A 21,432-nucleotide genomic window follows, 5' to 3' on the forward strand; every position below is an offset into this window, starting at 1 on the left:
TAGGAGAACAAAATGGTACGTAGACGAGGGAATAAAGTTCAAGCTTATGTCATTTTTAAAGGAAGCTTGAAGTATGGCTTTCAAATTAATGAAGGTTTTCACGAAACATACAAAAGTGAGTTAGGACAAACTACTTTTGCTGGAGCAGTTGGTGTATTTTTTGGTTGTAATTCACCAAAGCCAAATCGTGCTAGTAAATTAATTGCTACGGGAAATATTTCTAGTTTTTGTTCCAGTGCCAGCGAGAAAAACTTACAAAAAGCTGGTTGGACAATAACTAGTAAAGGTTCAAATATTCGCGGTATTAAAACAGCCGGGTTAACAAGAACTGTTTATGTTCCGATGCCAGGTGGTTACAATTATGCCTGGAATATTACCGCAGCAGAAATATCTCATGCTGAGGAATTAGGAATATTAGAAGCCGCAGGGGATACAGCAAATTTAATCTGGGGTTCTACTCCTAAACCGCCAAGGGCATCTAAAAAAGATGCAAGTGGTACTGTTAGTACCTTTATTCAACCAAAGCAAAGTATTATCACTGGGGCTGTTGAAAAAGGCTGGAGCATTAGGGGCATAAATTATGCTTTGCTCCCAGAATAGGATAATTATTCTTCCCGGCGATCCGGAGTTTGACTGGACTTTACAAACCTCAATCCCTCCCCTTTGGCGACAAGTAGCTCAACAAGATCCAGACGGTTTTGCATTTTGCGCTCGTGCTGGATCTGGTGTACTTGAACCAATGACGGATGAAGAATTAGAAGAATACCTTTATGGGGGAGAGTATGACGAACGACTACAACAAATAGGGGAAGCTGATTTGGTGCTTACATAATGCCGTGGCAGACAATTAGCGCTATTCAAGTAACTAATACTTGGCAGTTTACTGCACCTATCAATGGTAATCTTTTTCGACTTAAACATAGCTTGCTTGGCACTGCACACGGCTTTATGTCTGGTTTGGTGTGCCAAGCAGCTTTTACTAATGAGCAAATAGAAATTTACCAACCTCAAAAAATATACCCTAGAAATGAATTAGTAATTTTAGAATTTATTTCTCCTGCCTGTTTTTTTGACCGCAGGATAGGAATTAAAAAGCGTCAATCCAGAGAAATAAATAATTTGGTATGGATTGTTGAGGTAAGTATTTGGAACAATGAAATTTGACCCTAATGTAGCAAGTTTTATTCTAGCTTTTATCGGTGCTTTATCTGGATGGGTTGCGTGGTGGGCTGGTAGGTTAAAGTTTGAACGCCAACAAGCAACCCAAGAAGCTGTAAAACAGGCAGAAAAAGCCTTAAATGAAGAGCGTGATTTCAACCACCTTAAGAGGAATCAAGAACAAATCTCAGAGGGAATTGCTAATGGATTTGATGGGATTGAGGAAATCCTTGAGGATCTTATGAAAGAAGTTTTAGAGATTAAATCCTACTTAATTCGTTATGGTGTAATCCCGGACGCAACACTACGTAAGAAGCAAGAGTGATTTTTGGAGAATACTACAAATCCCCTATATACGAGCTTGTAGGGGATATAACTAATATATTGTTTGTTTTCTAATGCTATTGACAAGTTTTGTTTGCCATAGCTCCGCTTCCAACTACAGATATTTGGTCACACTCTGAACCATTTTTTAGAATTTTGATTTCTACCGCGCCCTGATTACCTGTTGCTCCTGCCGCAGAAATCAGGGCATTTTTTGGAGCAGAGAAGTTAACTGTATAAGGGAGTGTGGCTGTAATTTTTTCTACCTTTGAAGGTGTACTTGGATTTTTGGAAACAATAACATAGCTTCCAAATAGCTTGCTTCCATTAGTTCCAGTCCATTGAACTTTGTAGTTATCTAGCCCGCTGGAAGATACTGGATTAGTCAAAGGGCTACATCCTGTTAATAGTGTGATTACAAATGTTAACCTTATTAGTTTTTTCATTTGGGTGTAAATAGGTACAGACTTAACGTACCCAGATACCCTTTTATTCTTACTGGGGATTCACTCTAGTAATTTTGGGGGCAGGGGGCATAATCTCCATTTCGTCTCATGCCCGTGGGCCCCTCAACATAATTTTGTTCCCACAAAAAGGGTACAAAGTCTCTATTTCGTCACATTTTATTAGTCCAGTGGACTTTGATCGGTGTCCACTGGGCTGTGGGCTTTTACCAATATCGTTTTTGAGGTGCGATCATAGTTTATCAAGCCTACGTATCTTGTGTAAGCTTTATCAAAATTGCAACTAGCTCGTCCGCTTCAAAAGGCTTACGGATAAGCTTTTGAAACCCAGCATCCATTGCTTGATCTAACTCATCTTGACACCAATAACTCGTAAGAGCCACAGCTGGAAGAAACCCACCTTCTAAAATTTCTTTCTTTCTAATACTGCGAATTAGTGAATAACCATCCTTGCCTGGCATCGCAATATCACTGATCAAAATATCTGGTTTCCATTCTACTACTGCTTCTATAGCTTCATCTGCTGATAGCGCTCTCTTAATTTGTGCTTGGTAATCTTCCAAAACAAACGCAATTATACATAAACAATCCTCATTGTCATCTACCGCAAGTACCTTTAAACCTTTGAGAGATAGTAGTTTTTTTGGGGGTATTTCTTCTAAAAGTTTTCTATCTTTGTTTGGATGTAGATCGTTAGAACTTTTTAGCACTATATATGTACCTCCTACTTGGTAATGACAATTAGGAGTCTTAAAGAGCAGATGGTTGCTGCCATCTGCTTTTAGACATTTTTATCTTAAATCAAACAAGTTTGTAATAGTGTTTTGTTTGCATAATTTACTTTTTTGTCACATTTTAAGCGTCCAATGGACAAATTAGACATTCCACGGGACTATTAAGGAGAAGAGGGGTTTTTATTTAAATTAGTCAAAGCTTTAGTGGCGTTTACCCTTGAAAATTGGGGCTTTTGGAGCGTAACACCAACTCAATTTAGTCAAGAATTAGTCAAGGGCAAATAGCCGGGGGCTGGAGTAGTGGGTGACGAGGGATTTGAACCCGCAACCAATAGATTAAGAGTCTACTCCTCTAAATGAGTAGCATTTGAGTAGCGCGATCGCAGTTGAGGATCGCCAAAGATAAGGTTAAAAATAGCTGCTTTGAGTAGCAAACAAGTAGCAGATATCAAAAAAAGCGTTGAAAGTATTGGTACTGCATATAGGAGCTAGACCTCCCAGTAGTTGTTAGGGTACTGTTCGCCAATGCCGAAAGGCTTCCAACTCGCCCAGTGCTGGGGTGTCCAATATTTCTTGGGTTTAGGCAACATAGCCAAAATATAGTGTATTTCTTTAAGGCTACCGTTTTGAGTAACAAATGAGTAGCAAAGTGGCTAAACCCATTACTGTCGCCGAACGTACCATGAATCTAGTCCGAAGTATGGCTATCCACGCTGGGCGAACAAAAATCAAAGCGGATTGCTATAGCAATAACTCAACTACGCTATTATGAAATTTAATAACTAATTAGCTATTAAAAAAATATTATACCGACTATTAAATCTCCCTATGCCAAAAACTAAGCCACACAAGTCCGATCCAGCTGTTCTCGTGGCAGTTGCTGACTACTTCAGGGTTTTATCAGAGGCGAGTCGGCTACAGATTTTGGCCTGTCTAAAATCAGGGCCAATGAATGTGATGGAAATTGCCGAGGTTACTAGCTTAGGTCAGGCAAATCTATCTAAGCATCTGAAAGTGTTAACTCAAGCAGGGATTCTATCTCGTCAGCCCAAAGGCACGAGTGCCTATTACGAGATTGCCGAACCAATGATTTTTGAGCTTTGTGAGTTAGCGTGCGATCGCATTAGTGAGCGCGTGCAACAGCAGGCTGAAAGCTTGAAAGTCTTTCGAAGCAAAACAGCAGTTTTTTAAAAAAGACCCCTAGCTGCTGGTGGTTAGGGGCATAATCGTTATGCCCCTACAAATGATTCATATTCCCTTTAATCTTCGTCAAGGGCTGGGAAAGCTTCTTCAATCTGCCACAACTTATCTTTGTTTTCAACAAACCAAATACGAGTTTCGGGAGTTAATTTACTCCAAATAACTTCAACCGGGATGTGAGGAGATGCATATTGGTACTGCTGACCAAGTGATTTGAGATTGTCTGCCACATCATGGGGAATTCCGAATTGTTCCCAGTCAACTGTTATATGTCTTCCAGAAACTCCGGCTGTGGGGTCGAAAATCAATTGTGCCGATCTGACTAAATCAGCAAAGTGTTTCGGTTTGAGTTTGGTGATCTCTTGAATTTGGAGTGATTCGTTATGTTCTTGAGACATTATCGCCGCAGTGGTAAAGATTAGTGGTGTTTGAACTTACTGGCAGAGATTTTGATCCCAATATTTTTACTTTAGCGCAGAGCTGCTAACTCGATCGTTATTTATAATCGGAAACTGAATTTTCAGATCATCTAGAAAGAAACAATGCAATCGCTGTGCCAACGTTAAGGAAGAACGTAATCCTAGCTGTATAATTTGCAGCATTTTTTCATGTCGGGTGGCAATGCGGCGAAATTACCACTGCTTATGTCTCGTTTTTGGGCACGGTATTTAGGTTATAAATATAGTTACTTTAAAGCTTTTGAAATTTTTCGCTAATGTATAGAGGCTAGATTATTTACTGCAATAGCAAATAATAATTACCAAGCCGCACTACACAAGTAAGTATGGCTACGCCACACTGCGCGAACACGAATTAAAGCGGATTTATCTAAAACACAAAACTATTGCTATATCTATTGCCGTTTAGCTTAGGTCAATGCCAAAATATAAATACATTTTTTGTAGTAAAACAATAGGATAAAACCATGAGCATTAACGTAAAATTACTAGAATTATCTGGGATTTTAGATGGTGTTAGAGGTAATGAGCTGCGTCGTGAAGTTAGCGATATTCTGGCAAATGGAGCCGATATATTGTTACTTGATATGAAAGAAGTAAAGTTTATCGATAGCTCTGGTTTAGGTGCTTTAGTCTCAGCAATGCAAATGGCACGAAATGCTAATACTAAACTTTTTGTTTGTTCGATCAGCGATCAAGTCAGAATGTTGTTTGAATTGACTAAAATGGATAGAATTTTTCAAACCTTCGCTGACCAAGATGAATTCAATCGCCAAGTATTGGCAACACAGTAAGTTCCTAGACTAGCCTAAATTTGAATCTGCCCACTTGACTATACTAACCAAAGTTAACTTTTACCAAAGAGAAGTCATCATCAAGATTATCTTGAGAATTCAAGATAAGAATGTTCGCCAATAGTTCATTTAGAACACAGGGGTCTTTTAGACTATATTTAGTTAGTAAGTCAATGAAAGCATCAATACCCCAAGTTTTACCATCTGACTGATTAATTTCATAAACACCATCACTAAAAATGTATAAAAAACTGTTCTCTTCAATCTGAAAAATAGCATCTTCAAACTGGACATCAGGTAAAAAGCCAATTGGGAGATCCAAAGAACTTAGCTGTTTAACTCGGATGTTTGTTGTAGAGGTATTTGATAACAGTAAAGCTGGTGGATGTCCGGCATTAGCATAAATAAGTTGACGTTTCAGACGGTGATAAACTCCATACCAGATTGTGAAGTATTTATCACCGTGCTTCGTCATTTGAAAGGCATGATTGAGCGCTTTCAGGACTTCACTGGGTTGACAAAAGTTGGTGTTTGGTAGAGATTGCGATCGCAAAACATTCAGCACGGATACAGATAGGAGGGCTGAACCCACGCCATGACCTGATACATCCAACAAATAAATTGCCAAATTATCCTCGTCGATCCAATAATGGTCAAAGCAATCACCTCCTAGCTGTGCTGAGGGAATAAACAGATTTTCTGTAGTTACTGCTCCTACAAGCGGTGAGGGTAAGAGCGATCGCACATAATCAGCAGCCTCAGCTAATTCTGCCTCCAAAATTTGCTTTTGGGTTTGCAAATCTTGATTTAGTGTCTCTAAAACTTCTTTTTGACTTTGTAAATCCTGATTTAACTGGTGTAATCTTAGTCCTGCTCTTACCCGCGCTTTCAATTCATTCATCTCTATTGGTTTAGAGATAAACTCATCTGCTCCAGCGTCAAGTCCTCTAACTCGATCTTCCTCCTCTCCTCGAGCTGCTCCCTTAGCCGTCAATAGAATGAAAAAAGTAGTTGCCAACTCTGGATCTGTTCTAATTCGACGACACACTTCTAGCCCATCTAACTGGGACATCATCCAGTCACAGATAATCAGAGCAGGACGTAGTAATTGTGCTTGTCTAATTCCTTCCTCGCCATTTTTGGCGACACTGGTATCATAACCTTGATTTTGGAGTGTTTTTTTCAGTACTGTTCGCACTATAGGGTCATCATCAATAACCAAAATTTTAAACATAAATTAAAGTTTACTAAGTAAATTGAAGAAGAATTTAGAAGTCAGAATAGGCTACGTGTAGCGTAGCGTCCCGCAGGCTTGACGCTCTGCTATCCGCTCTTTCCGTCAGAATTCAGAATGAATTCTGCTTCGCTTAAAAGGAAGTAATTGCTCTAATTCAACTTATATGCAATTTAGTTTTAAATGTATAGTGAAAATACTCAAATTAAATAAATTAAATACGAATAGGATCGTCTCAAAATATTTTATGGGTTAAGAAGTGAAAAATAAAATTTATCTAAAAGTCAACACAGACCTTACAGCATCGTCTCAAGTATTATTTTGGTTCGATCAGATGAATCAGCCGCCTATTCCTAACAAAGAGGTTTGGTGGCAATGTCAAACACTTTTGATGGAAGGCTTTACTAACATTGTTGAACATGCACACAAAAACTTACCGATTGAAACTCCTATTGAAATAGAAGCTGTACGGGTAAATAAATATATAGAAATTCGCATTTGGTCTCAAGGTGAACCATTTGACTTAGAGCAGCAATTGCGGCAAATATCTGAATTTGATGAGAATGAGCAAGAGCGCGGGCGGGGTTTAAAAATTATGTCTGCCATTGCCGACAAATTGAGTTATGAGCCAACAGAAGACAATCGTTACTGTTTATTTATTAGTAAATACTATTAATCCTCTTATCTAAGTTTTGCTAGCTGCTATAGCAGGTCTATTTGATTCATACAGAAAGACTCAATGTCTTACCAACTTTTACAAGCATCTCCACCAATCAATGCAAATAGTTATCAATTCGATTCGGTCGCCCTTAAAGAATTAAAGCTTGAAATTTACGTGGTATTTTTACCACCAAAACTAAGGAAATTGGCACAATAAAATCAAAATATGTAAATAAAAAACGAACTAGATTAAAACCCAATACGGTTCAGTTAAGGCTAAAACTCTGTTACCAAAGTCTTTTTTTTACGAACCGCCAAGGCGCAGAGAACGCAGAGAGAAGAAAGAGATGCTTAACTGAACTGTATTGGATTAAAACCCTTATAGCTATTGCCTATTTTCTTATCCCAACAACTATTTACGGCCGCTTCCTTATCTCGTGATTAAAAACTCTTGGATACATTTAACAAAATCTTCTAACTCTGAGATTAAGTGAGTAGTACCTCGACGTTCTTGATTGTGAGCTAATTGTTCTAATTTTTGTGCTGCTAGATGCATGGTTGTAGCTCCAACATTGGCGCTAGCACCTTTAATTTGATGGGTTTGGAGCGCTAGCTGCTCATAGTCATTATCTGCGATCGCTATTTTAATAATCTCTAAACGAGGTTGCATATCTTCAACAAATATTTCCAGTAGTTCCAATTCAAATTCTGGGTTGTTTTCTGAGAGTTGATGCAAGCGTTCCCAATCAATTGGGAGGTCAACTGAACCTACATCTGTTTTAGAACCTTTCTTCTGCTCTAAAACATATATTTCTTTTGCCTGGAATATCACACTTCCCCAACGCTGTAGCGCCGCCGCCAATTTTTCTTTGATTACTGGCTTGCTCAGATAGTCGTCCATTCCCGCATCTAGACACATCTGTTGATCTTCTTTCATCGCATTAGCTGTCATCGCAATTACTACAGGGCGACGACTACTGACAAAGCTGCTTTCTTGCCAACGATGAATTTCTTTTGTAGTTTCTAAACCGTCGAGAACTGGCATTTGGCAATCCATCAAAATTAAATCGTAGGGGATTTTTTCTAATAGCTGCAAAACTTCTTTCCCATTACCAGCAACATCAGCGCTATAACCTAGGCTTTGGAGTTGCTTCAAAGCAACTTTCTGATTCACCAGATTATCTTCAGCTAAGAGAATTCTTAATTTATGGAAGTCACGAGCCAGGAGGCGGGAGCTAGAAGAATGATCGTTGCTGTTGTTTTCGTAATCTTTTAGTTTGAACTCTTGACTTCTGACTTCTGTCTCCTCCTTTATCTGCGTTCCTAAGATAGTCATGATGGTATCGAGGAGTCGGGACGGCTTAACAGGTTTGACCAAATAAGCCGCAAATCCTATTTTTAGCGCTCGTTGGATTTCATCGCGTTGATTAGTAGAGGTCAGCATAATCAAAGGTAGCCCAGCGATCGCTGAATTTGCTTTAATTTGCTCTCCCAAGGTCATGCCATCTACTTCTGGCATGTGCATATCAATCACAGCAATGTCATAGAGATTTTTTTGCTTGGCAGTCTCCTCAATAGCTTTGAGGGCAATAGTAGCCGAAGCAGCCTGATCTACGAGCATTCCCCAACGGGTAGCTTGATGGTGGATGATTTTGCGATTAGTGGCATTATCATCCACCACTAACAAGCGTCGATTAATCAGAAGTTCGCGTTCGCTTTCTGAGGAAATCGGGTAAAGTTGCTGGGCGAAAGTGACTTCAAACCAAAATTTAGATCCTTTACCCAATCGACTTTCTACCCCAATTTCTCCTCCCATCAAGCTTACCAGTTGCTTGCAGATGGCTAATCCCAAACCTGTGCCGCCATACTTGCGGGTGTTGGAAGCATCTACTTGGGTAAATGGGGTAAAAAGTCTGCATTGGTCTTCAAAGGTAATGCCAAGACCGGTATCTGTGATGGCAAAATAGATGGTGGCTGTAGTAGAGGAAAGCGAACGCAATTCTGCTCTGACTACTACCTCTCCATTGCTGGTGAACTTGATCGCATTGCTGATCAGGTTCATAAGAATTTGCCGCAAGCGGCCAGCATCGCCTTGGAGTTGGGTGGGAACGTTGGGATAGATTAAGGCTGCAATTTCTAATCCTTTATTATGGGCTGAGGGAGCTAATAATTCCAACACCTCTTCTAGACAGGTAGATAAGTCAAAATCTAGAGTTTCTAGTGCCATTTCCCCAGCCTCAAGTTTGGACAAATCCAAAATTTCGTTGATGAGGCTTAAAAGAGCATCTCCACTAATACGAATAGTTTCGATAAAATCCTGTTGCTCCGAGTTTAGGGGAGTTTCTAACATTAAACCTGTCATCCCCAGCACAGCATTCATCGGAGTCCGGATTTCATGACTCATGTTTGCTAAAAAGGCACTTTTGGTTTTAGAAGCTAATTCAGCTTGATGACGAGCAACCTCAAGTTCTCTTCGCTGTTGAGTTTCTGCATACAACATTTGGGCTTGGGCTAAGGCAATACCTACTTGATCGGCTATTTGTCGTAAAAGATGAGTTTCAAAGCTAGACCACTGGCGGGAACTGCCACACTGATGGACAATTAGCAAACCGCAGAGTTCTTCTTTGACAAGAATGGGTATGACTAAATTGGATTTGACCCCAAATTGTTGCAGTAATTCTATGTGCCTTTTTTGAATTTCCACTATATCTAAGTCAGCAAGCTCTAGATTCCGTTTTTGACGATATTGCTGTAGATAGTACTGTTGTGTATATTCCGCTTGAAAATAAGAATCAGTGAGTTTTTTCTCTTTAATTGTCAGCCAGCCAGAAACTACTGCTTCAACCACAGTGCTTCCAGATCCATCTGTCAAAGGTTGATAAATCAAAACTCGATCGCTATGGAGAATTTTTTGTACCTCTGTAACACTGACTTGGAGAATTTCTTGGATTTTCAAAGACTGACGAATCTTGAGGGTGATTTCAGTAAATAGTTGCGATCGCAAATTTTGGCGTTGGAGTTCTTCTTCTGCCTGCTTGCGCTCAATAAACTGCCCTACTTGCTCACCAATAGAATTCATGACTTTTGCCAAATCTGGGTCGGGTTGCTGGATTTCATGGCTAAAGCAGGTAATGACACCAAGGATTTTTTTACCACTATGGATCGGAAAACCAAAAGCTCCGTGCAGTTCTGCTTGGACAGCCATTTGAGAGCGAATGAAATCTTTGTCTTTAACTACATCAACAATCCAAACAGGTTCAGAACTCACCCAGACACGACCAGGTAGGCCAATTCCTGGTGCAAAGATGATCTGCTGACTAAGGATCTCAAATTCTTGCATTTCTGAAGACATTTTATACCATGAATTCAGCAAAGATAGTAGATTCACTCGCTGATTTACCATCCAAATTTCACTTAAATCCCATTCCAAACTCTCGCAGATTCCTTGCAGAATTTGGGGCATAGCTTCACTGATTGTAGTTGACTCTGCTAAGACGCGCGTTGTAGAGTACTGGGCTTTGAGGTGCTGTTCTGCTCGTTTGCGTAAACGAAGCTCATCGTAGGCATCGCTAATGTCAATACCTGTAGCAACAATGTATTCAACGCAACCCTCATGATCTTGCAAAATAGCATTAGCCCATGAAATCAGCCGCAGACTACCATCCTTTGCTACCCAATAATTTTCATATTCTTTGGGCGCTTCACCAGTTCGCAACTGTTCAAAAACTGCTTTAACCGGTTCTACCTGTTCAGGAATGAGAAACAGGTTCCAGAAATGCCTTCCTCTCACCTCATCGAATGAGTAACCTGTTGTTTGTTCACAAGCTTGATTGAAGCGAACGATCTGCCCTTGTGTATCCAGAACTATTACCAAAGCACTAGCTGTATCAAGAACTGCTGAAATAAAGTTGCGTTCTTGGTTTAGCGTTTCCTCTGTTAATTTACGTTCTTTTACCTCACGATAAATGAAGTAGTAGACTATAGCCAGAGTGATAAAACCTAGGCAAATAGCGATCGCAAGTGTCAAAACTGTGTTGTTTGCACTGGCTTTTGCTGCTTGTGACTGCTGTTGAAGCAACCTTTTATCCTCATTCTCGATCTCATGGATGACCTTGCGAATATCATCCATAATATATTTCCCATGATTTGTCTGGATTACCTGCAACGCTGCCTCGAACCCCTGATTTTGACGCAGGTATATAGTCTGCTTGAGTATGGCAAATTTTGCAGCTATCAGAGATTCAAGGGCGGCAAACTGGTTTTGTTGGCTTGGTTGATCTGCGATTAAATCCTTCAGTTCTACAATTTTTTGATCGATATTTACAACTACTGCTTGATAAGGTTCCAGATAACTTTCTTGTCCAGTCAGGATATAACCGCGTTGTCCAGTTTCAGCATCCTTCATCTCGGACAGTAATTCTTCTAGCTTATTGATTTTACCTTGGGTTTTTTGTACCTGATTACTAGCATCAATCAATATGCGTGTGTTTTGATAAGAAATCACGCCAATCAAAACTAAAATTGCCGATGCTAACCCAAACCCTCCGGCTACTGTTTTAAAAAATTGTTTGCGTCTCTTGTGTGCCTGTTTGCGTGTATGAGTGACCAATACCAAACTTGCTAAGTTACGCCGCATTTCTAATTGCTTGATTACCTGGCGACCGATAATTCGCAATGCTTCAACTTGTTCTGGAGAGAGGTTTCTTGGTACACGGTCAATTACACAAAGTGTTCCTAGCGCATATCCTTCAGGGTTAGTTAGTGGTACACCAGCATAAAATCGAATATCCGGGTCAGAAGTGACTAGCGGGTTTGTCGCAAACCTTTCGTCTTGTGTGGCATCAGGCACAACAAAAACTTCTGGTTGCAGAATAGCATGGGCGCAGAAAGCCAAATCTCGCGGTGTTTCTAGGGCTTCCATTCCAACTTTGGATTTGAACCACTGGCGATCGCTATCAATTAAACTGATTAAGGCAATAGGAGTGCCACAAATATATGAGGCTAAATGGGTGAGATCGTCAAAGGCAGCTTCCGAATGAGTATCGAGGATCTTATACTCCAAAAGAGATTCGATTCGCTGTATTTCGTTATCAGGTAATGGTGCTTTCATTCTTCAGCCTTATCAGTGACTACTAAAATTTGACTCGCAACTGTCCTGTCAAGGAATTACCACCGTAAGCACTTCCCCCAGTTTCTTGATTGCGAACATTACTAAAGCTATAGCCAAGGTCTGCCTCTATATTTGGTGAAACCTTGACCGTACAGCGCGTTTGATAAGTATTGGCGTTATCAAATTCTCCTTTAAGTCGCTGCTGTCCTAAGTTGGCAGCGAGTCGACAGCGTAAGAAATTAGCAATATCTCCTTCCCAAGCCACCTCAGCGTTGTAAACCAGAAAATCTGGTGGGGAAAAATAGCCACTTGTGCGTTCTAAATCGCGATCGAAATTCCAAGTGAATAAGTTAGCTGCCAGAGAAAACTGTCCGAACTTGCGTTCTAGCCGACTAAATGACTGCACCTCGGAATTACCATCGTTGTAACTACCCAAACGCAATGATGAAAACAAGCTGGTATCACCGTCAATTTGCCAATATAAATCAGGCCCAAATCGCCAAGCAGTAATTTGATTTTCTAAAGTTCGGGCATTGGATTTATAAGGCCCTTGTTCTAAATTACCTGATAGTACTACTACCGATAGCAATCGACCTGATGATGAAACTTGCGGTGGCGAAATGGGAGCCTCCACCTTAGCATTGAGATTGATAGCTTTAGGTAAACTATTGAAGACATCGACTCCGGCTGCTGTTTGCAGAGTCACTTGACCAATTTTTCCTTGCCATCCAACTTGCAAGGGAAAATTCGTAATTGATTCAACACCGCGTTGTTCAAATAAGTTAAAACCTGTTTTCACAAATATTTTATTGCCATTATTCAATCGAAACTGAACCGTTGGTTCAAAAAAGAAATTGGTTTGGCCAAAGTTATCTGTGTCATAGCGATAGTCCGTATGAATGCTTTCCAAAACTGCATCCGGCGTTCTTGGTTCGGTAGAAGTCTTAGGTGGGCTAGAATCCTCCGGTGGTTCAATGGAAGTTTTTGGTGGACTAGAATTCTGCGGGGGTGAGGGTAACACTGGGGGTAATTGCAAATCAGGATTGAAGTTTTCGGGTGCCGCCATCAAAATAGGTGTTGGCTCAGGATTTACTTTGGTGGCTCCCTCAGTCAATTCGGAAGGTGAATTCCAGGTCTGATGTGCTTGGGCAGCTTGTAACTTAGCTTCTGATAATGTCCAAATACCTACGCTACAGATTACTCCTAATTGAATCTGTAGGCATCTCCAAATCAACCCAGTGTAAGAACTATGTGGAGAAATAGAGAGATAACGTATAAAACTATCTGCCATAGGTCAATACTATAGTTGTAAATAAAAAACTTGCTGCCAGAGAGTTTTCTGGCTGCTAGCTTATGTATTCAGCTTGGAATTATGATGCCCAAAATATATGCTTGTTAAGACATGGCAAACAAAAAAGGCATTACTTTTATATACCTGCCCCTTGACTGTCTGATTAGTATTTTTTGCAAGAGCATCTTGCAATTTTTAATTTGAGCGTACTCCTAGGTCGAAACAAGCTAGCAAGAGCGTCTCGTAGAGAAGCGACTTGACCGCTCAGCAACGAGAACAAACCCAGATTGCCCTCAATACCTGTCGATTAAGGAGAAAAGAGGAATGGCAAAGGGAAATAAAAAACCTTTAATTCAAACCCACTAACCTTTTGCCCAAACCAATTTCAGTTTAAAATCCAAACCCCGAGCAGTATTGGGTTCTATAAATAGCTATGCCGCACCATTAGAAGAGAAGTGTGTTCTAGGAAAAGCTTAAGGGAATAAAGGTAAGGGCTTAAATTCATCCCTTACCCTTTTCCTTTAACCGAGAAGTATTGCCTTGAATCCTATTGGTAATTCAAGATAGCTAGCAGATTTTTGAGATTTGGCAGGATATTCTGGTGAATAGTTACTGTGATTTTGACCAACTGCCAACTGTTGTTTTTGAGTCTGCTGTTGCCATTTCAGAGTTTTCAGTATTGTCAACCTCAAGAGATCGAAGTAATTCTCGAATTACGTCTGTTGCTGGTCTTCCTGTCAAAGCACAGTAGTGTTCAAGTTTCTTCATTTCCTCAGTGGTGAGATTTACTGTTAGCCGTTTAACAGCCCATTTTTTATTCATGATCCTCTTTTTTCTTTAAAATTGTGCTTTTTGTCGAAATCACCAAGCGATTATGATTGCTCCCGTAGTGCATAGCCTACACCACGGACTGTATGAATCAAACGCTTTTCATTATTCTCTTCTAATTTGAGTCGCAGATAACGAATATATACTTCAATAATATTAGAATCACCCATGAAATCATAACCCCAAACTTTCTCTAAAATTTGATCTCTAGTAAACACCTGACGAGGATGTGAGAGGAGATATTCTAATAAGTCAAACTCTTTTGCTGTTAACTCAATGCTTCGTTTTTCCCGAAAAACTTCACGAGTGCGACGATTTAAGCTTAAATCTTCAAATTGCAACAAATCTTCGGCTGTTTCTTGCGTGCGGCGCAGATGGGCGCGAATTCTAGCTAGTAGTTCCTCTATGCTGAAGGGCTTAACTACATAATCATCGGCTCCCGCGTCTAATCCGGCGACGCGATCGCTCACTTCATCTTTTGCCGTCAGTAAAATTACTGGTACTGTACTACCTGTTGCTCGCAAACGGCGACAAATTTCTAAACCTGTTAAACCTGGTAACATCCAATCCAGAATCGCTAAATCTGGTGATGAGTCTCGCGCTAGGGTGAGACCAGCAATCCCATCATGTGCTACACTTACTTGGTATCCTTCGCTACTTAACTCTAATTCGACAAATCGTGCTAGTTTGACTTCATCTTCCACCAAAAGGATATGTGCTGTCATAAGTTTGCTTCTGCTACCTCCTCTGTCTTCTTTTCTGTTTCTCAGCACTGAGGGATATTTTGAATAATGGGACAGATTGTATCTTCATACTGGTCGCCGATATTCTTCCAGCCTGAAAGTAATCCTTTTATTTCAGATCGCAAAGTTAACAACTGATCGATTTGGCGATCAATTTGCAAAAGCTTGTCCTGGAGCTTTTCTTTGATTTCACCACAAGGAGCTTGTCCTTGGTCATAGACCTGAAGAATATTTCCAATCTCCTCTAAGCTAAGACCAAGATTTTGTGCCCTTTTAATGAACGCTAGACGAGTCAGCACATCCAATGAAAATTGGCGGAAGCCTCCCTCTGTTCGTCTTGATGATTTGATTAAACCTAAACTCTCGTAATAGCGAATTGTCCTGATAGGGATTCCGCTTATATCTGTTACCTGACCAATTAAAAGCAGTTTTGTCTCCTGAGTTAACACGGCAGATTTCCCCAAATATTGTAATTATTATTACATATTTATACTAATAATTTATTAATTCAGATGAGAGTTGAGCCAAATCTTGGTGTCAGTAGTTTAAATTTTTATTTAATTAGAGATATTACTAAGTTTTGATTTTTCAAATATTTTCAAATATCTATTGTTAATGCATATTAGCTTAATACAGTTCAAATAAGACCAAAACACTTGTAGAGACAGCGATTTATCGCGTCTCAAAACCCGCGATTTTGTACAAGTAGCGCTTTGAACCGTATTGCATATTAGCTTACATTAAGTGTTCCAGCTTTTACTAGCACACCATGAATCAACAAGTATTTTGATCGCAGTTAAAACAAACCAACAAAAATGGAACCCTTGGCGATCAACCAAGGGTCATATCAATTTGGTCTTGCGGGGTGTCTAGATGCCGATCAATTATTTATTATCTACAACTTCAAGTTTGAACACCCCGGCTAACGAGAATTCGTTTTCGGGCAGATTTAAGGATTGATCGCAAGCTGTGGTTGATTAACACTAGCTTCACGAGACTTGATGTTGATATTAGTACCAGCATTATTCTGACTGTGTAAGACAAAGCTGATTGCTGTCGCACCCACAGACCTCTGCATCTGCACATAATTAGTAACATCGAATTCATACCAAATATACTGGGTTCCATTAACTAAAATGGAGGTTGGATTGAGTGGCGATGTGACAAATCCAGGCTGATTGTTCCAGGTCATTGTATTCTGTGACCAGAGCGGGGTAGACGTAAAAACATCTAACGGCACCCTCGTACCATCGTTCGTATTGACACATAAGCGTAGCGTCGCCCGACTGATGCTGCTGACTCCGTTAAGGCTGAATGCAAAGTAAGCGTTGCGATTTAAACCAATATTAGAAGTGGTCTTTACTTCAAGTGTACTAGCTGTACCAAAGTTGGTATTAGCATAAGTTCCATCACGAACATAGGTGTCAGCAGTTGGAGTTAGCACTGTGGGATTGGTAGCAGGCAATCCAAAAGCTTGAATGCGGTCAGTACCAACGAAAACTGTTCCATGTGCAACAGTTGGTGTGCTATATTTCCCACCAACCTGAAGTTGCGCCTCGTTTCGATTCCAAGTCGTCTGATCGCTCCAGACATTCCAAGAATTAGCGCTGTTCCAAAGTAGAGAAAGATCGTTACCATCAATCGCATAAAGAATTGGATGAGGTGTGGTGGGACTTACGAGAGAGTCTGAGCGTCGCACATTTGCCGCCAGCACCCAGACAAGTGGGTTATTGCTTCCATTGCTAGTAACTACTGGTGCGCCGGGTGAAAGAAACAGCAGATTATCGTTACTTAGATCATTGATCAGATAAGGCCAACGCCCTGAAACTCCATTGTTATAACCACCAGATGGAGAAATACGCAGTCGCACGATTGATGGAGGTACACTCTTTGTTGTTGCGCCACCATCGCTATCAGTTGTTTTACTAACACCTGAGACATACAAATAGTAAGTAGTGCCGTTATTAAAATAAGCTGGCGTGCTACGCATCTTTGCATATTCAGCATTTCCACGCAAACTGGAATCAGGACTAAAGACATTCAACGGATGAGTAGTAGACGAGGCAAGTAATGACTTTTCTGGAAAATTGGTTGCAGAACGGTTAGTCAAGCTACCTGGAAGTGATGCCCGATTGAGTAAGTAAATAGTCCCTTGTTTACCGCCGAAGGCAACCAGTTTTGGTGCATCTGTTGTGGCTGGATTCAGGTCAATAACAACAGGAGAACTACCACCGATATCAATATCGCCAATCTCTAAGGCAATATAGTCAGCAGGCGTGTAAGTGCCTGTCAACATACTCAGAGGCGAGTCGAATTTGAGCAGTGATTCTCCCCAGGTATTAACAGCAGTATCATAAATCGGATGACTACTGTTCCCTGTGGTTACATAAACATTCTTATCACTATCGATGCTGACACCGCCCGCGCCCCACATCCCACCATTAACCTCCTTAGACGACTGTCCAGCAGAGAAGGCACTGAGGATCGTTGCCTTAGCAGTATCGATCACAACCAACCAACCAGCAGCAGTGTCGTTGTAGCCGCCAAACGGAACGTAAAGCTTACTACCAAGGGAACTAATATTGAGCGCTCCGCGTTGTGACATTAAAGTTGCTGCTTCAAAAGTTGCTTTCCCGTTGCCACCGTTTTTGTTAATGTTGTTTGTATTCAATGCACTGTTGTTAATTGGAACACCTGTGGTCGGCCAACCAGAAACAGTCGCACCGTTACTCAGATTGAGTGCAAAGACACGCCACTCTCCGCCTGCTCTATTGTCAACAACGCTAGCAACATAAAGCCGCCCTGGAGAGTAGTTTGTACGGTCGATTACTGGGGTACTCAGGATACCCATTGGGATTGGGCCTTCAAGAAGCGAGGAGGTTGGCACAATGACGGGTGTGCCTAAATTGGTTCGCCAGAGTACTGTACCAGGCTTAACATTACCATTTGCAAACGCATTGACTGCATAGATATCGCCATTGTTAGTTGCAGCAAATACAACATTGAAAGTTCCAGTGAAAGAACTTGTGGAAATGAAAACATTATCGGCGTAGAGGGGTGTCGCGTAGAGATGAGGCGCATAGCTGGTTCCACCAATAGTTATACTGTTAAAACGTGGTGAGTCCCAAAGTCTACTAAAACCACCATTGCGAACTAGTGCGGGAGTAAGAATTGTCTCTGCATTGTTCCAGCCATGACGTTGACGATTGCCATGAAACATCAGAGTGTCCTGGGCCTGTACGGGAAGGCTCTGGAGAACTCCGACAGATAAAAGAGTTGTAAATAGAGAATGACGAATCCAAGAAAGCATGAAAGCCTCCAATAAAATGTGAAGTATTAAGCGCTAAAAGTCTTACAAAATCAACAGTATTATGATGAATGCTCATTCTTACTTCCAACGTTTCACGCCTAAAAATCGGATAGAAGTAACAAAAATAATTTAGATTTATTCCAAAAGTCAAAGAAAAAGTTAAGGGAGGAAAAAGAAAATGGCTCAAAGCCCTTTCCTTATAACCTTTGTTCTTATACCCCTTTTGTATCTTTAATAATTAGAGGACGTTTTTAATATAGTAAAAGTTTGAGCTATCTTTAACTGAAATATAAATATATGTGTAGTTAGGCTAACCTTTCTATTCCAGTTTAAAAAAAATAATAAAACTAATTACTTTAAGTATTCTCCCTATTTCTGGAGAAACTCAATATTATCAAAATTATTATTAAGGCTATTTTGAGTATTTTAACTGATTGACAAAAAACTTTATTTTAAATTTCACAAATGTTTCTTGGGTGACTATTTCTCATAGTACTGAAAGTAACTGTTTTTTTTGAGTTCGCATGTTACTTCTAGATCAACTGCTTCACCTCAAGTGAAACCATAAAAATGAATCTCAACTCGCAGACTTCTAGCTCAATCCGTAAACCTAAAACTTTCAATAATCCAGAGCGTTTTATTGAAGGATGGTATTGGGTAATACCCTCTCGAAATCTGCGGGTGGGTGAAGTAAAACCTGTCACTATTTTGGGCAGAGAACTAGTGATTTACCGTGGTAAGGACAGAAGAGTAACTACCTTTGATGCTTACTGTCCCCACATGGGCGCTCATCTTGCTGAAGGCAAAGTTGAGGGTAATGCACTCCGTTGTTTCTTCCACCACTGGAAATTTGATGCTGAAGGGATGTGTATTGATATTCCATGTTTAGATACACCACCTTCCCTAAAGTTACAAACTTGGCCTACTGCTGAAAAGTACGGCATGATTTGGGTTTGGACTGGAGAAATACCACAACAACCCCTACCTTTTATTCCCGAATTAGAACAAAAAGAGTGTGATGTCGCTATCCATTCTCCCTTTCTGATGAACTGTCACCCCAATGTGGTGATGATTAATGCGATTGATACTCAACATGTCAATACAGTCCACAAACTGCCAATAGAAATTATTTTTGAAAGACAGGAATTGAACGAAAATGCAATTATATTCAGTAACACTACAAACATTAAAGAGAATTCATCTTTCATTAAACTCATCCGTCTTTTCTACAAGAATGCCATAACTATCAGTATTTGCTATTGGTACGGTAGCATTGGCATTGTGACGCTTGGCCCCGATTTCTTCCATATTCACACAATGTTTGCAGTTCGCCTGCACGAAGGTGGAAAAGCTGAAGGCCAAATCCTATTGATTACTAAAAAACGTAAAGGATTTTTTGGTTGGTTATCCAATCGAGTTGTGTTATGGCTGACTAAGATTGCAGGTAAATTCTTTCTCATGGATGACATCAAGATTGTCCAAACAATTAAGTTTGATTTAAAAACTCCAATCAAAGCAGATCAGTCAATCATGCAGTTTATTAACCATGTTGAAAGGCAACAATCTCTAATGTGGGGGACTTGGCAAGAAGCGCGATCGCGCGATGTAGAGAGCAAGCCTAAGCGTGAGAGATGGCAAGATACAGCGAGTAATGACTAATATCATGTCTACATTGACTAAAATTCTGTTGAAGCTTACAAAGCCTTAGCTTAACAGAATAATTATTTTATGATCAATTAAACGGACATGATATAACAGCTAATAAAAGTTAAAAGTTCAAGAAATTACTTTTAACTTTTAATTTATTTTTTACTGGGTTACTAAATTAATAAAAAGAAGTGGCAAAGCCACTTCCTAATTCCCAGGTAGAACCTAAGTTATGAGTATAACGACTACAAAAATTTGAAATAGTATAAACAAACACCAATTAGCTGAATATCTGTATTTTCCTTGTTTTCTGGGTGAGAAAATCGTAATTTAGATGCGCTAAATAACTGTATATTTACATAAGTCTTATGATTACAATGCAGACTCAAGTGTAAGTTTTTCTGGTAGATAGGCAGCGCGATCGCTATCAAGCAGTATATTTACTATAGCCCTTGCATCTTTGAGCGTGACAGGTAAATCTGCATCTACGCTAATGAGTAAGGTATTACCGTTGGTAAAGCTTTGGTTCGTCATACGGTGGGTGAAGAATGCAATCGCATTTTCCTCAAACTTACCCGATGCAACTGCGATCGCAATTCCTCCATAACTGCTTAGATGCAATTATACGCATCTTGACTCAATTCTTAATTGGAACATCCCGATATTTTATTAACTGACCACAGTAATTTACTAGCTCTAAACTTAGCATAAAAAGTTGCCTCCATATTTTTCCTACGCCCTAGCAAGCAAACTGATGTTTAGCATACCACTACTCACCTGGGTTCAGCACAACGATAATTTCTGTAAGTGTGATTCCCAGAGGTTTCCAATGGCGATCGCTGGAGGAAAAAGTACCATCCCCTAACACTGCTTGGTAGTCATTGGGGAACTTTTCATAAGCATTGGGAGCAGCGTTTACTCGTAAAATGAGTTTGCCTTGATAACGGGATAATTTACTACTATCCAACAAAATTGTACCGCCGTAGTCCCATTCCAATCCATAGAGTTTAAAGTCACCTAACTTCTTGCGTAACTCGCTCAATGGGGTTCCAACACCGATACCTTCGCGGGTTTTCCAAGCTGAACCCAGGTTACGCACATCTAGAGGTTTAGTACGAGTATTATCACTCCAAACTACTAAGAGCGTAGATGCGGAGCAGCTTGTCGTTAGACATCGCCCCTGATTTAGATTTACCTGAGTAGCAGCGAAACTCCCTATTCCTTCAGCACCGGAAATGGTTTTATCAACGAGATGGGATGCACCAAACAGCTTCACTAAATCTTGCTTGGTGGTTGTGCGTGTTATTGGCCCCACTCGTTCGCCAGGAACAATCAAGGTGTTTGTTAATGGTTGCGATTTAGCAACAGTAATTGGATGATTGATTTTCTGGGGTAGTGCAAAGACTGGGTTTGCTGAATAGTTTAGTAGTAAAGCTAAAGTAGCTGTAGCAATGCCTTTGATTGATGAATTCATAGG

22 protein-coding genes are annotated in these 21,432 nt (G+C 40.3%); 10 read left to right on the top strand and 12 right to left on the bottom strand.

Annotated features, from left to right (window positions below):
* The first annotated feature begins 12 nt into the window (after nucleotides 1-12).
* From NPUN_RS08500 to NPUN_RS08515, 4 genes are read left to right on the top strand one after another with little or no spacing between them, the layout of a single operon-like run.
* The gene (locus NPUN_RS08500) at nucleotides 13-600 is read left to right on the top strand and encodes a hypothetical protein (protein ID WP_012408364.1); all 588 of its coding nucleotides are present in this window, start codon (nucleotides 13-15) and stop codon (nucleotides 598-600) included.
* Nucleotides 581-832, top strand: coding sequence for a hypothetical protein (locus NPUN_RS08505; protein WP_012408365.1), 252 nt, complete (start codon nucleotides 581-583; stop codon nucleotides 830-832). Before NPUN_RS08500 ends, NPUN_RS08505 begins: the two co-directional genes overlap by 20 nt.
* The gene (locus NPUN_RS08510; protein ID WP_041565277.1) at nucleotides 832-1,164 is read left to right on the top strand and encodes a hypothetical protein; all 333 of its coding nucleotides are present in this window, start codon (nucleotides 832-834) and stop codon (nucleotides 1,162-1,164) included. The genes NPUN_RS08505 and NPUN_RS08510 overlap by 1 nt, the downstream gene beginning before the upstream one ends.
* On the top strand, nucleotides 1,154-1,483 hold the full coding sequence (locus NPUN_RS08515; RefSeq protein ID WP_012408366.1) for a hypothetical protein: 330 nt from the start codon (nucleotides 1,154-1,156) through the stop codon (nucleotides 1,481-1,483). Before NPUN_RS08510 ends, NPUN_RS08515 begins: the two co-directional genes overlap by 11 nt.
* Before the next feature lie 76 nt (nucleotides 1,484-1,559).
* Here the strand turns inward: NPUN_RS08515 and NPUN_RS08520 are convergent, their stop codons facing one another.
* Nucleotides 1,560-1,871: a hypothetical protein gene (locus tag NPUN_RS08520; RefSeq protein WP_041565278.1), complete on the bottom strand. Its 312-nt coding sequence runs from the start codon at nucleotides 1,869-1,871 to the stop codon at nucleotides 1,560-1,562.
* 323 nt (nucleotides 1,872-2,194) lie between these two features.
* Nucleotides 2,195-2,656 carry a response regulator gene (locus NPUN_RS08525; protein WP_012408368.1) on the bottom strand — a complete coding sequence of 154 codons (462 nt, stop codon included), beginning with the start codon at nucleotides 2,654-2,656 and terminating at the stop codon, nucleotides 2,195-2,197.
* A 661-nt stretch (nucleotides 2,657-3,317) separates the two neighbouring features.
* Here NPUN_RS08525 and NPUN_RS44050 point away from each other — a divergent pair.
* A complete protein-coding gene (locus NPUN_RS44050) occupies nucleotides 3,318-3,452 on the top strand; it encodes a hypothetical protein (protein WP_272913957.1) in 135 nt (44 codons plus the stop codon).
* Nucleotides 3,453-3,508: 56 nt separating this feature from the next.
* Nucleotides 3,509-3,871: an ArsR/SmtB family transcription factor gene (locus tag NPUN_RS08530; RefSeq protein ID WP_012408369.1), complete on the top strand. Its 363-nt coding sequence runs from the start codon at nucleotides 3,509-3,511 to the stop codon at nucleotides 3,869-3,871.
* 68 nt (nucleotides 3,872-3,939) lie between these two features.
* Here NPUN_RS08530 and NPUN_RS08535 read toward each other — a convergent pair whose 3' ends face one another.
* Nucleotides 3,940-4,278, bottom strand: coding sequence for a hypothetical protein (locus tag NPUN_RS08535; RefSeq protein WP_012408370.1), 339 nt, complete (start codon nucleotides 4,276-4,278; stop codon nucleotides 3,940-3,942).
* Between the two features lie 527 nt (nucleotides 4,279-4,805).
* On the opposite strand from NPUN_RS08535, the gene NPUN_RS08540 reads away from it, so the two are divergent.
* Nucleotides 4,806-5,132 (top strand): STAS domain-containing protein, encoded by a 327-nt coding sequence (locus NPUN_RS08540; protein ID WP_012408371.1) that lies wholly within the window; start codon nucleotides 4,806-4,808, stop codon nucleotides 5,130-5,132.
* A 43-nt stretch (nucleotides 5,133-5,175) separates the two neighbouring features.
* Here the strand turns inward: NPUN_RS08540 and NPUN_RS08545 are convergent, their stop codons facing one another.
* Complete coding sequence (locus NPUN_RS08545) at nucleotides 5,176-6,366, bottom strand: SpoIIE family protein phosphatase (protein ID WP_012408372.1); 1,191 nt, start codon at nucleotides 6,364-6,366, stop codon at nucleotides 5,176-5,178.
* Between the two features lie 259 nt (nucleotides 6,367-6,625).
* On the opposite strand from NPUN_RS08545, the gene NPUN_RS08550 reads away from it, so the two are divergent.
* Together NPUN_RS08550 and NPUN_RS40480 are read left to right on the top strand one after the other, a co-directional pair.
* A complete protein-coding gene (locus NPUN_RS08550) occupies nucleotides 6,626-7,042 on the top strand; it encodes an ATP-binding protein (protein ID WP_012408373.1) in 417 nt (138 codons plus the stop codon).
* 63 nt (nucleotides 7,043-7,105) lie between these two features.
* The gene (locus NPUN_RS40480) at nucleotides 7,106-7,243 is read left to right on the top strand and encodes a hypothetical protein (RefSeq protein WP_272913958.1); all 138 of its coding nucleotides are present in this window, start codon (nucleotides 7,106-7,108) and stop codon (nucleotides 7,241-7,243) included.
* Between the two features lie 213 nt (nucleotides 7,244-7,456).
* On the opposite strand, the gene NPUN_RS08555 is transcribed toward NPUN_RS40480, so the two are convergent.
* From NPUN_RS08555 to NPUN_RS08580, 6 genes are all read right to left on the bottom strand, one after another.
* Nucleotides 7,457-12,136: a response regulator gene (locus NPUN_RS08555; protein WP_012408374.1), complete on the bottom strand. Its 4,680-nt coding sequence runs from the start codon at nucleotides 12,134-12,136 to the stop codon at nucleotides 7,457-7,459.
* Between the two features lie 22 nt (nucleotides 12,137-12,158).
* On the bottom strand, nucleotides 12,159-13,427 hold the full coding sequence (locus tag NPUN_RS08560; protein WP_012408375.1) for a hypothetical protein: 1,269 nt from the start codon (nucleotides 13,425-13,427) through the stop codon (nucleotides 12,159-12,161).
* 609 nt (nucleotides 13,428-14,036) lie between these two features.
* On the bottom strand, nucleotides 14,037-14,249 hold the full coding sequence (locus tag NPUN_RS08565; protein WP_012408376.1) for a ribbon-helix-helix protein, CopG family: 213 nt from the start codon (nucleotides 14,247-14,249) through the stop codon (nucleotides 14,037-14,039).
* Between the two features lie 50 nt (nucleotides 14,250-14,299).
* A complete protein-coding gene (locus tag NPUN_RS08570) occupies nucleotides 14,300-14,980 on the bottom strand; it encodes a response regulator transcription factor (RefSeq protein ID WP_012408377.1) in 681 nt (226 codons plus the stop codon).
* 41 nt (nucleotides 14,981-15,021) lie between these two features.
* Nucleotides 15,022-15,447, bottom strand: a complete 426-nt coding sequence (locus tag NPUN_RS08575) for a heavy metal-responsive transcriptional regulator (RefSeq protein WP_012408378.1) — start codon at nucleotides 15,445-15,447, stop codon at nucleotides 15,022-15,024.
* A 500-nt stretch (nucleotides 15,448-15,947) separates the two neighbouring features.
* On the bottom strand, nucleotides 15,948-18,308 hold the full coding sequence (locus tag NPUN_RS08580) for a CBM96 family carbohydrate-binding protein (RefSeq protein ID WP_012408379.1): 2,361 nt from the start codon (nucleotides 18,306-18,308) through the stop codon (nucleotides 15,948-15,950).
* 570 nt (nucleotides 18,309-18,878) lie between these two features.
* Between NPUN_RS08580 and NPUN_RS08585 the strand changes: the two genes are divergently transcribed.
* A complete protein-coding gene (locus NPUN_RS08585; protein WP_012408380.1) occupies nucleotides 18,879-19,967 on the top strand; it encodes an aromatic ring-hydroxylating dioxygenase subunit alpha in 1,089 nt (362 codons plus the stop codon).
* 360 nt (nucleotides 19,968-20,327) lie between these two features.
* Here NPUN_RS08585 and NPUN_RS08590 read toward each other — a convergent pair whose 3' ends face one another.
* Nucleotides 20,328-20,576: a hypothetical protein gene (locus NPUN_RS08590; RefSeq protein ID WP_041565279.1), complete on the bottom strand. Its 249-nt coding sequence runs from the start codon at nucleotides 20,574-20,576 to the stop codon at nucleotides 20,328-20,330.
* 148 nt (nucleotides 20,577-20,724) lie between these two features.
* Nucleotides 20,725-21,429, bottom strand: coding sequence for a hypothetical protein (locus NPUN_RS08595; RefSeq protein WP_012408382.1), 705 nt, complete (start codon nucleotides 21,427-21,429; stop codon nucleotides 20,725-20,727).
* Nucleotides 21,430-21,432: the final 3 nt, after the last annotated feature.

The organism is Nostoc punctiforme PCC 73102 (assembly GCF_000020025.1).
GTDB classification, from domain to species: domain Bacteria; phylum Cyanobacteriota; class Cyanobacteriia; order Cyanobacteriales; family Nostocaceae; genus Nostoc; species Nostoc punctiforme.

Excerpts from the sequence above, each read along its gene's own strand:
- NPUN_RS08500 (WP_012408364.1), top strand. The coding sequence starts at position 13 with ATGGTACGTAGACGAGGGAATAAAGTTCAAGCTTATGTCATTTTTAAA.
- NPUN_RS08505 (WP_012408365.1), top strand. The coding sequence starts at position 581 with ATGCTTTGCTCCCAGAATAGGATAATTATTCTTCCCGGCGATCCGGAG.
- NPUN_RS08510 (WP_041565277.1), top strand. The coding sequence starts at position 832 with ATGCCGTGGCAGACAATTAGCGCTATTCAAGTAACTAATACTTGGCAG.
- NPUN_RS08515 (WP_012408366.1), top strand. The coding sequence starts at position 1,154 with ATGAAATTTGACCCTAATGTAGCAAGTTTTATTCTAGCTTTTATCGGT.
- NPUN_RS44050 (WP_272913957.1), top strand. The coding sequence starts at position 3,318 with ATGAGTAGCAAAGTGGCTAAACCCATTACTGTCGCCGAACGTACCATG.
- NPUN_RS08530 (WP_012408369.1), top strand. The coding sequence starts at position 3,509 with ATGCCAAAAACTAAGCCACACAAGTCCGATCCAGCTGTTCTCGTGGCA.
- NPUN_RS08535 (WP_012408370.1), bottom strand. The coding sequence starts at position 4,278 with ATGTCTCAAGAACATAACGAATCACTCCAAATTCAAGAGATCACCAAA.
- NPUN_RS08540 (WP_012408371.1), top strand. The coding sequence starts at position 4,806 with ATGAGCATTAACGTAAAATTACTAGAATTATCTGGGATTTTAGATGGT.
- NPUN_RS08545 (WP_012408372.1), bottom strand. The coding sequence starts at position 6,366 with ATGTTTAAAATTTTGGTTATTGATGATGACCCTATAGTGCGAACAGTA.
- NPUN_RS40480 (WP_272913958.1), top strand. The coding sequence starts at position 7,106 with ATGTCTTACCAACTTTTACAAGCATCTCCACCAATCAATGCAAATAGT.
- NPUN_RS08555 (WP_012408374.1), bottom strand. The coding sequence starts at position 12,136 with ATGAAAGCACCATTACCTGATAACGAAATACAGCGAATCGAATCTCTT.
- NPUN_RS08560 (WP_012408375.1), bottom strand. The coding sequence starts at position 13,427 with ATGGCAGATAGTTTTATACGTTATCTCTCTATTTCTCCACATAGTTCT.
- NPUN_RS08565 (WP_012408376.1), bottom strand. The coding sequence starts at position 14,249 with ATGAATAAAAAATGGGCTGTTAAACGGCTAACAGTAAATCTCACCACT.
- NPUN_RS08570 (WP_012408377.1), bottom strand. The coding sequence starts at position 14,980 with ATGACAGCACATATCCTTTTGGTGGAAGATGAAGTCAAACTAGCACGA.
- NPUN_RS08580 (WP_012408379.1), bottom strand. The coding sequence starts at position 18,308 with ATGCTTTCTTGGATTCGTCATTCTCTATTTACAACTCTTTTATCTGTC.
- NPUN_RS08585 (WP_012408380.1), top strand. The coding sequence starts at position 18,879 with ATGAATCTCAACTCGCAGACTTCTAGCTCAATCCGTAAACCTAAAACT.
- NPUN_RS08595 (WP_012408382.1), bottom strand. The coding sequence starts at position 21,429 with ATGAATTCATCAATCAAAGGCATTGCTACAGCTACTTTAGCTTTACTA.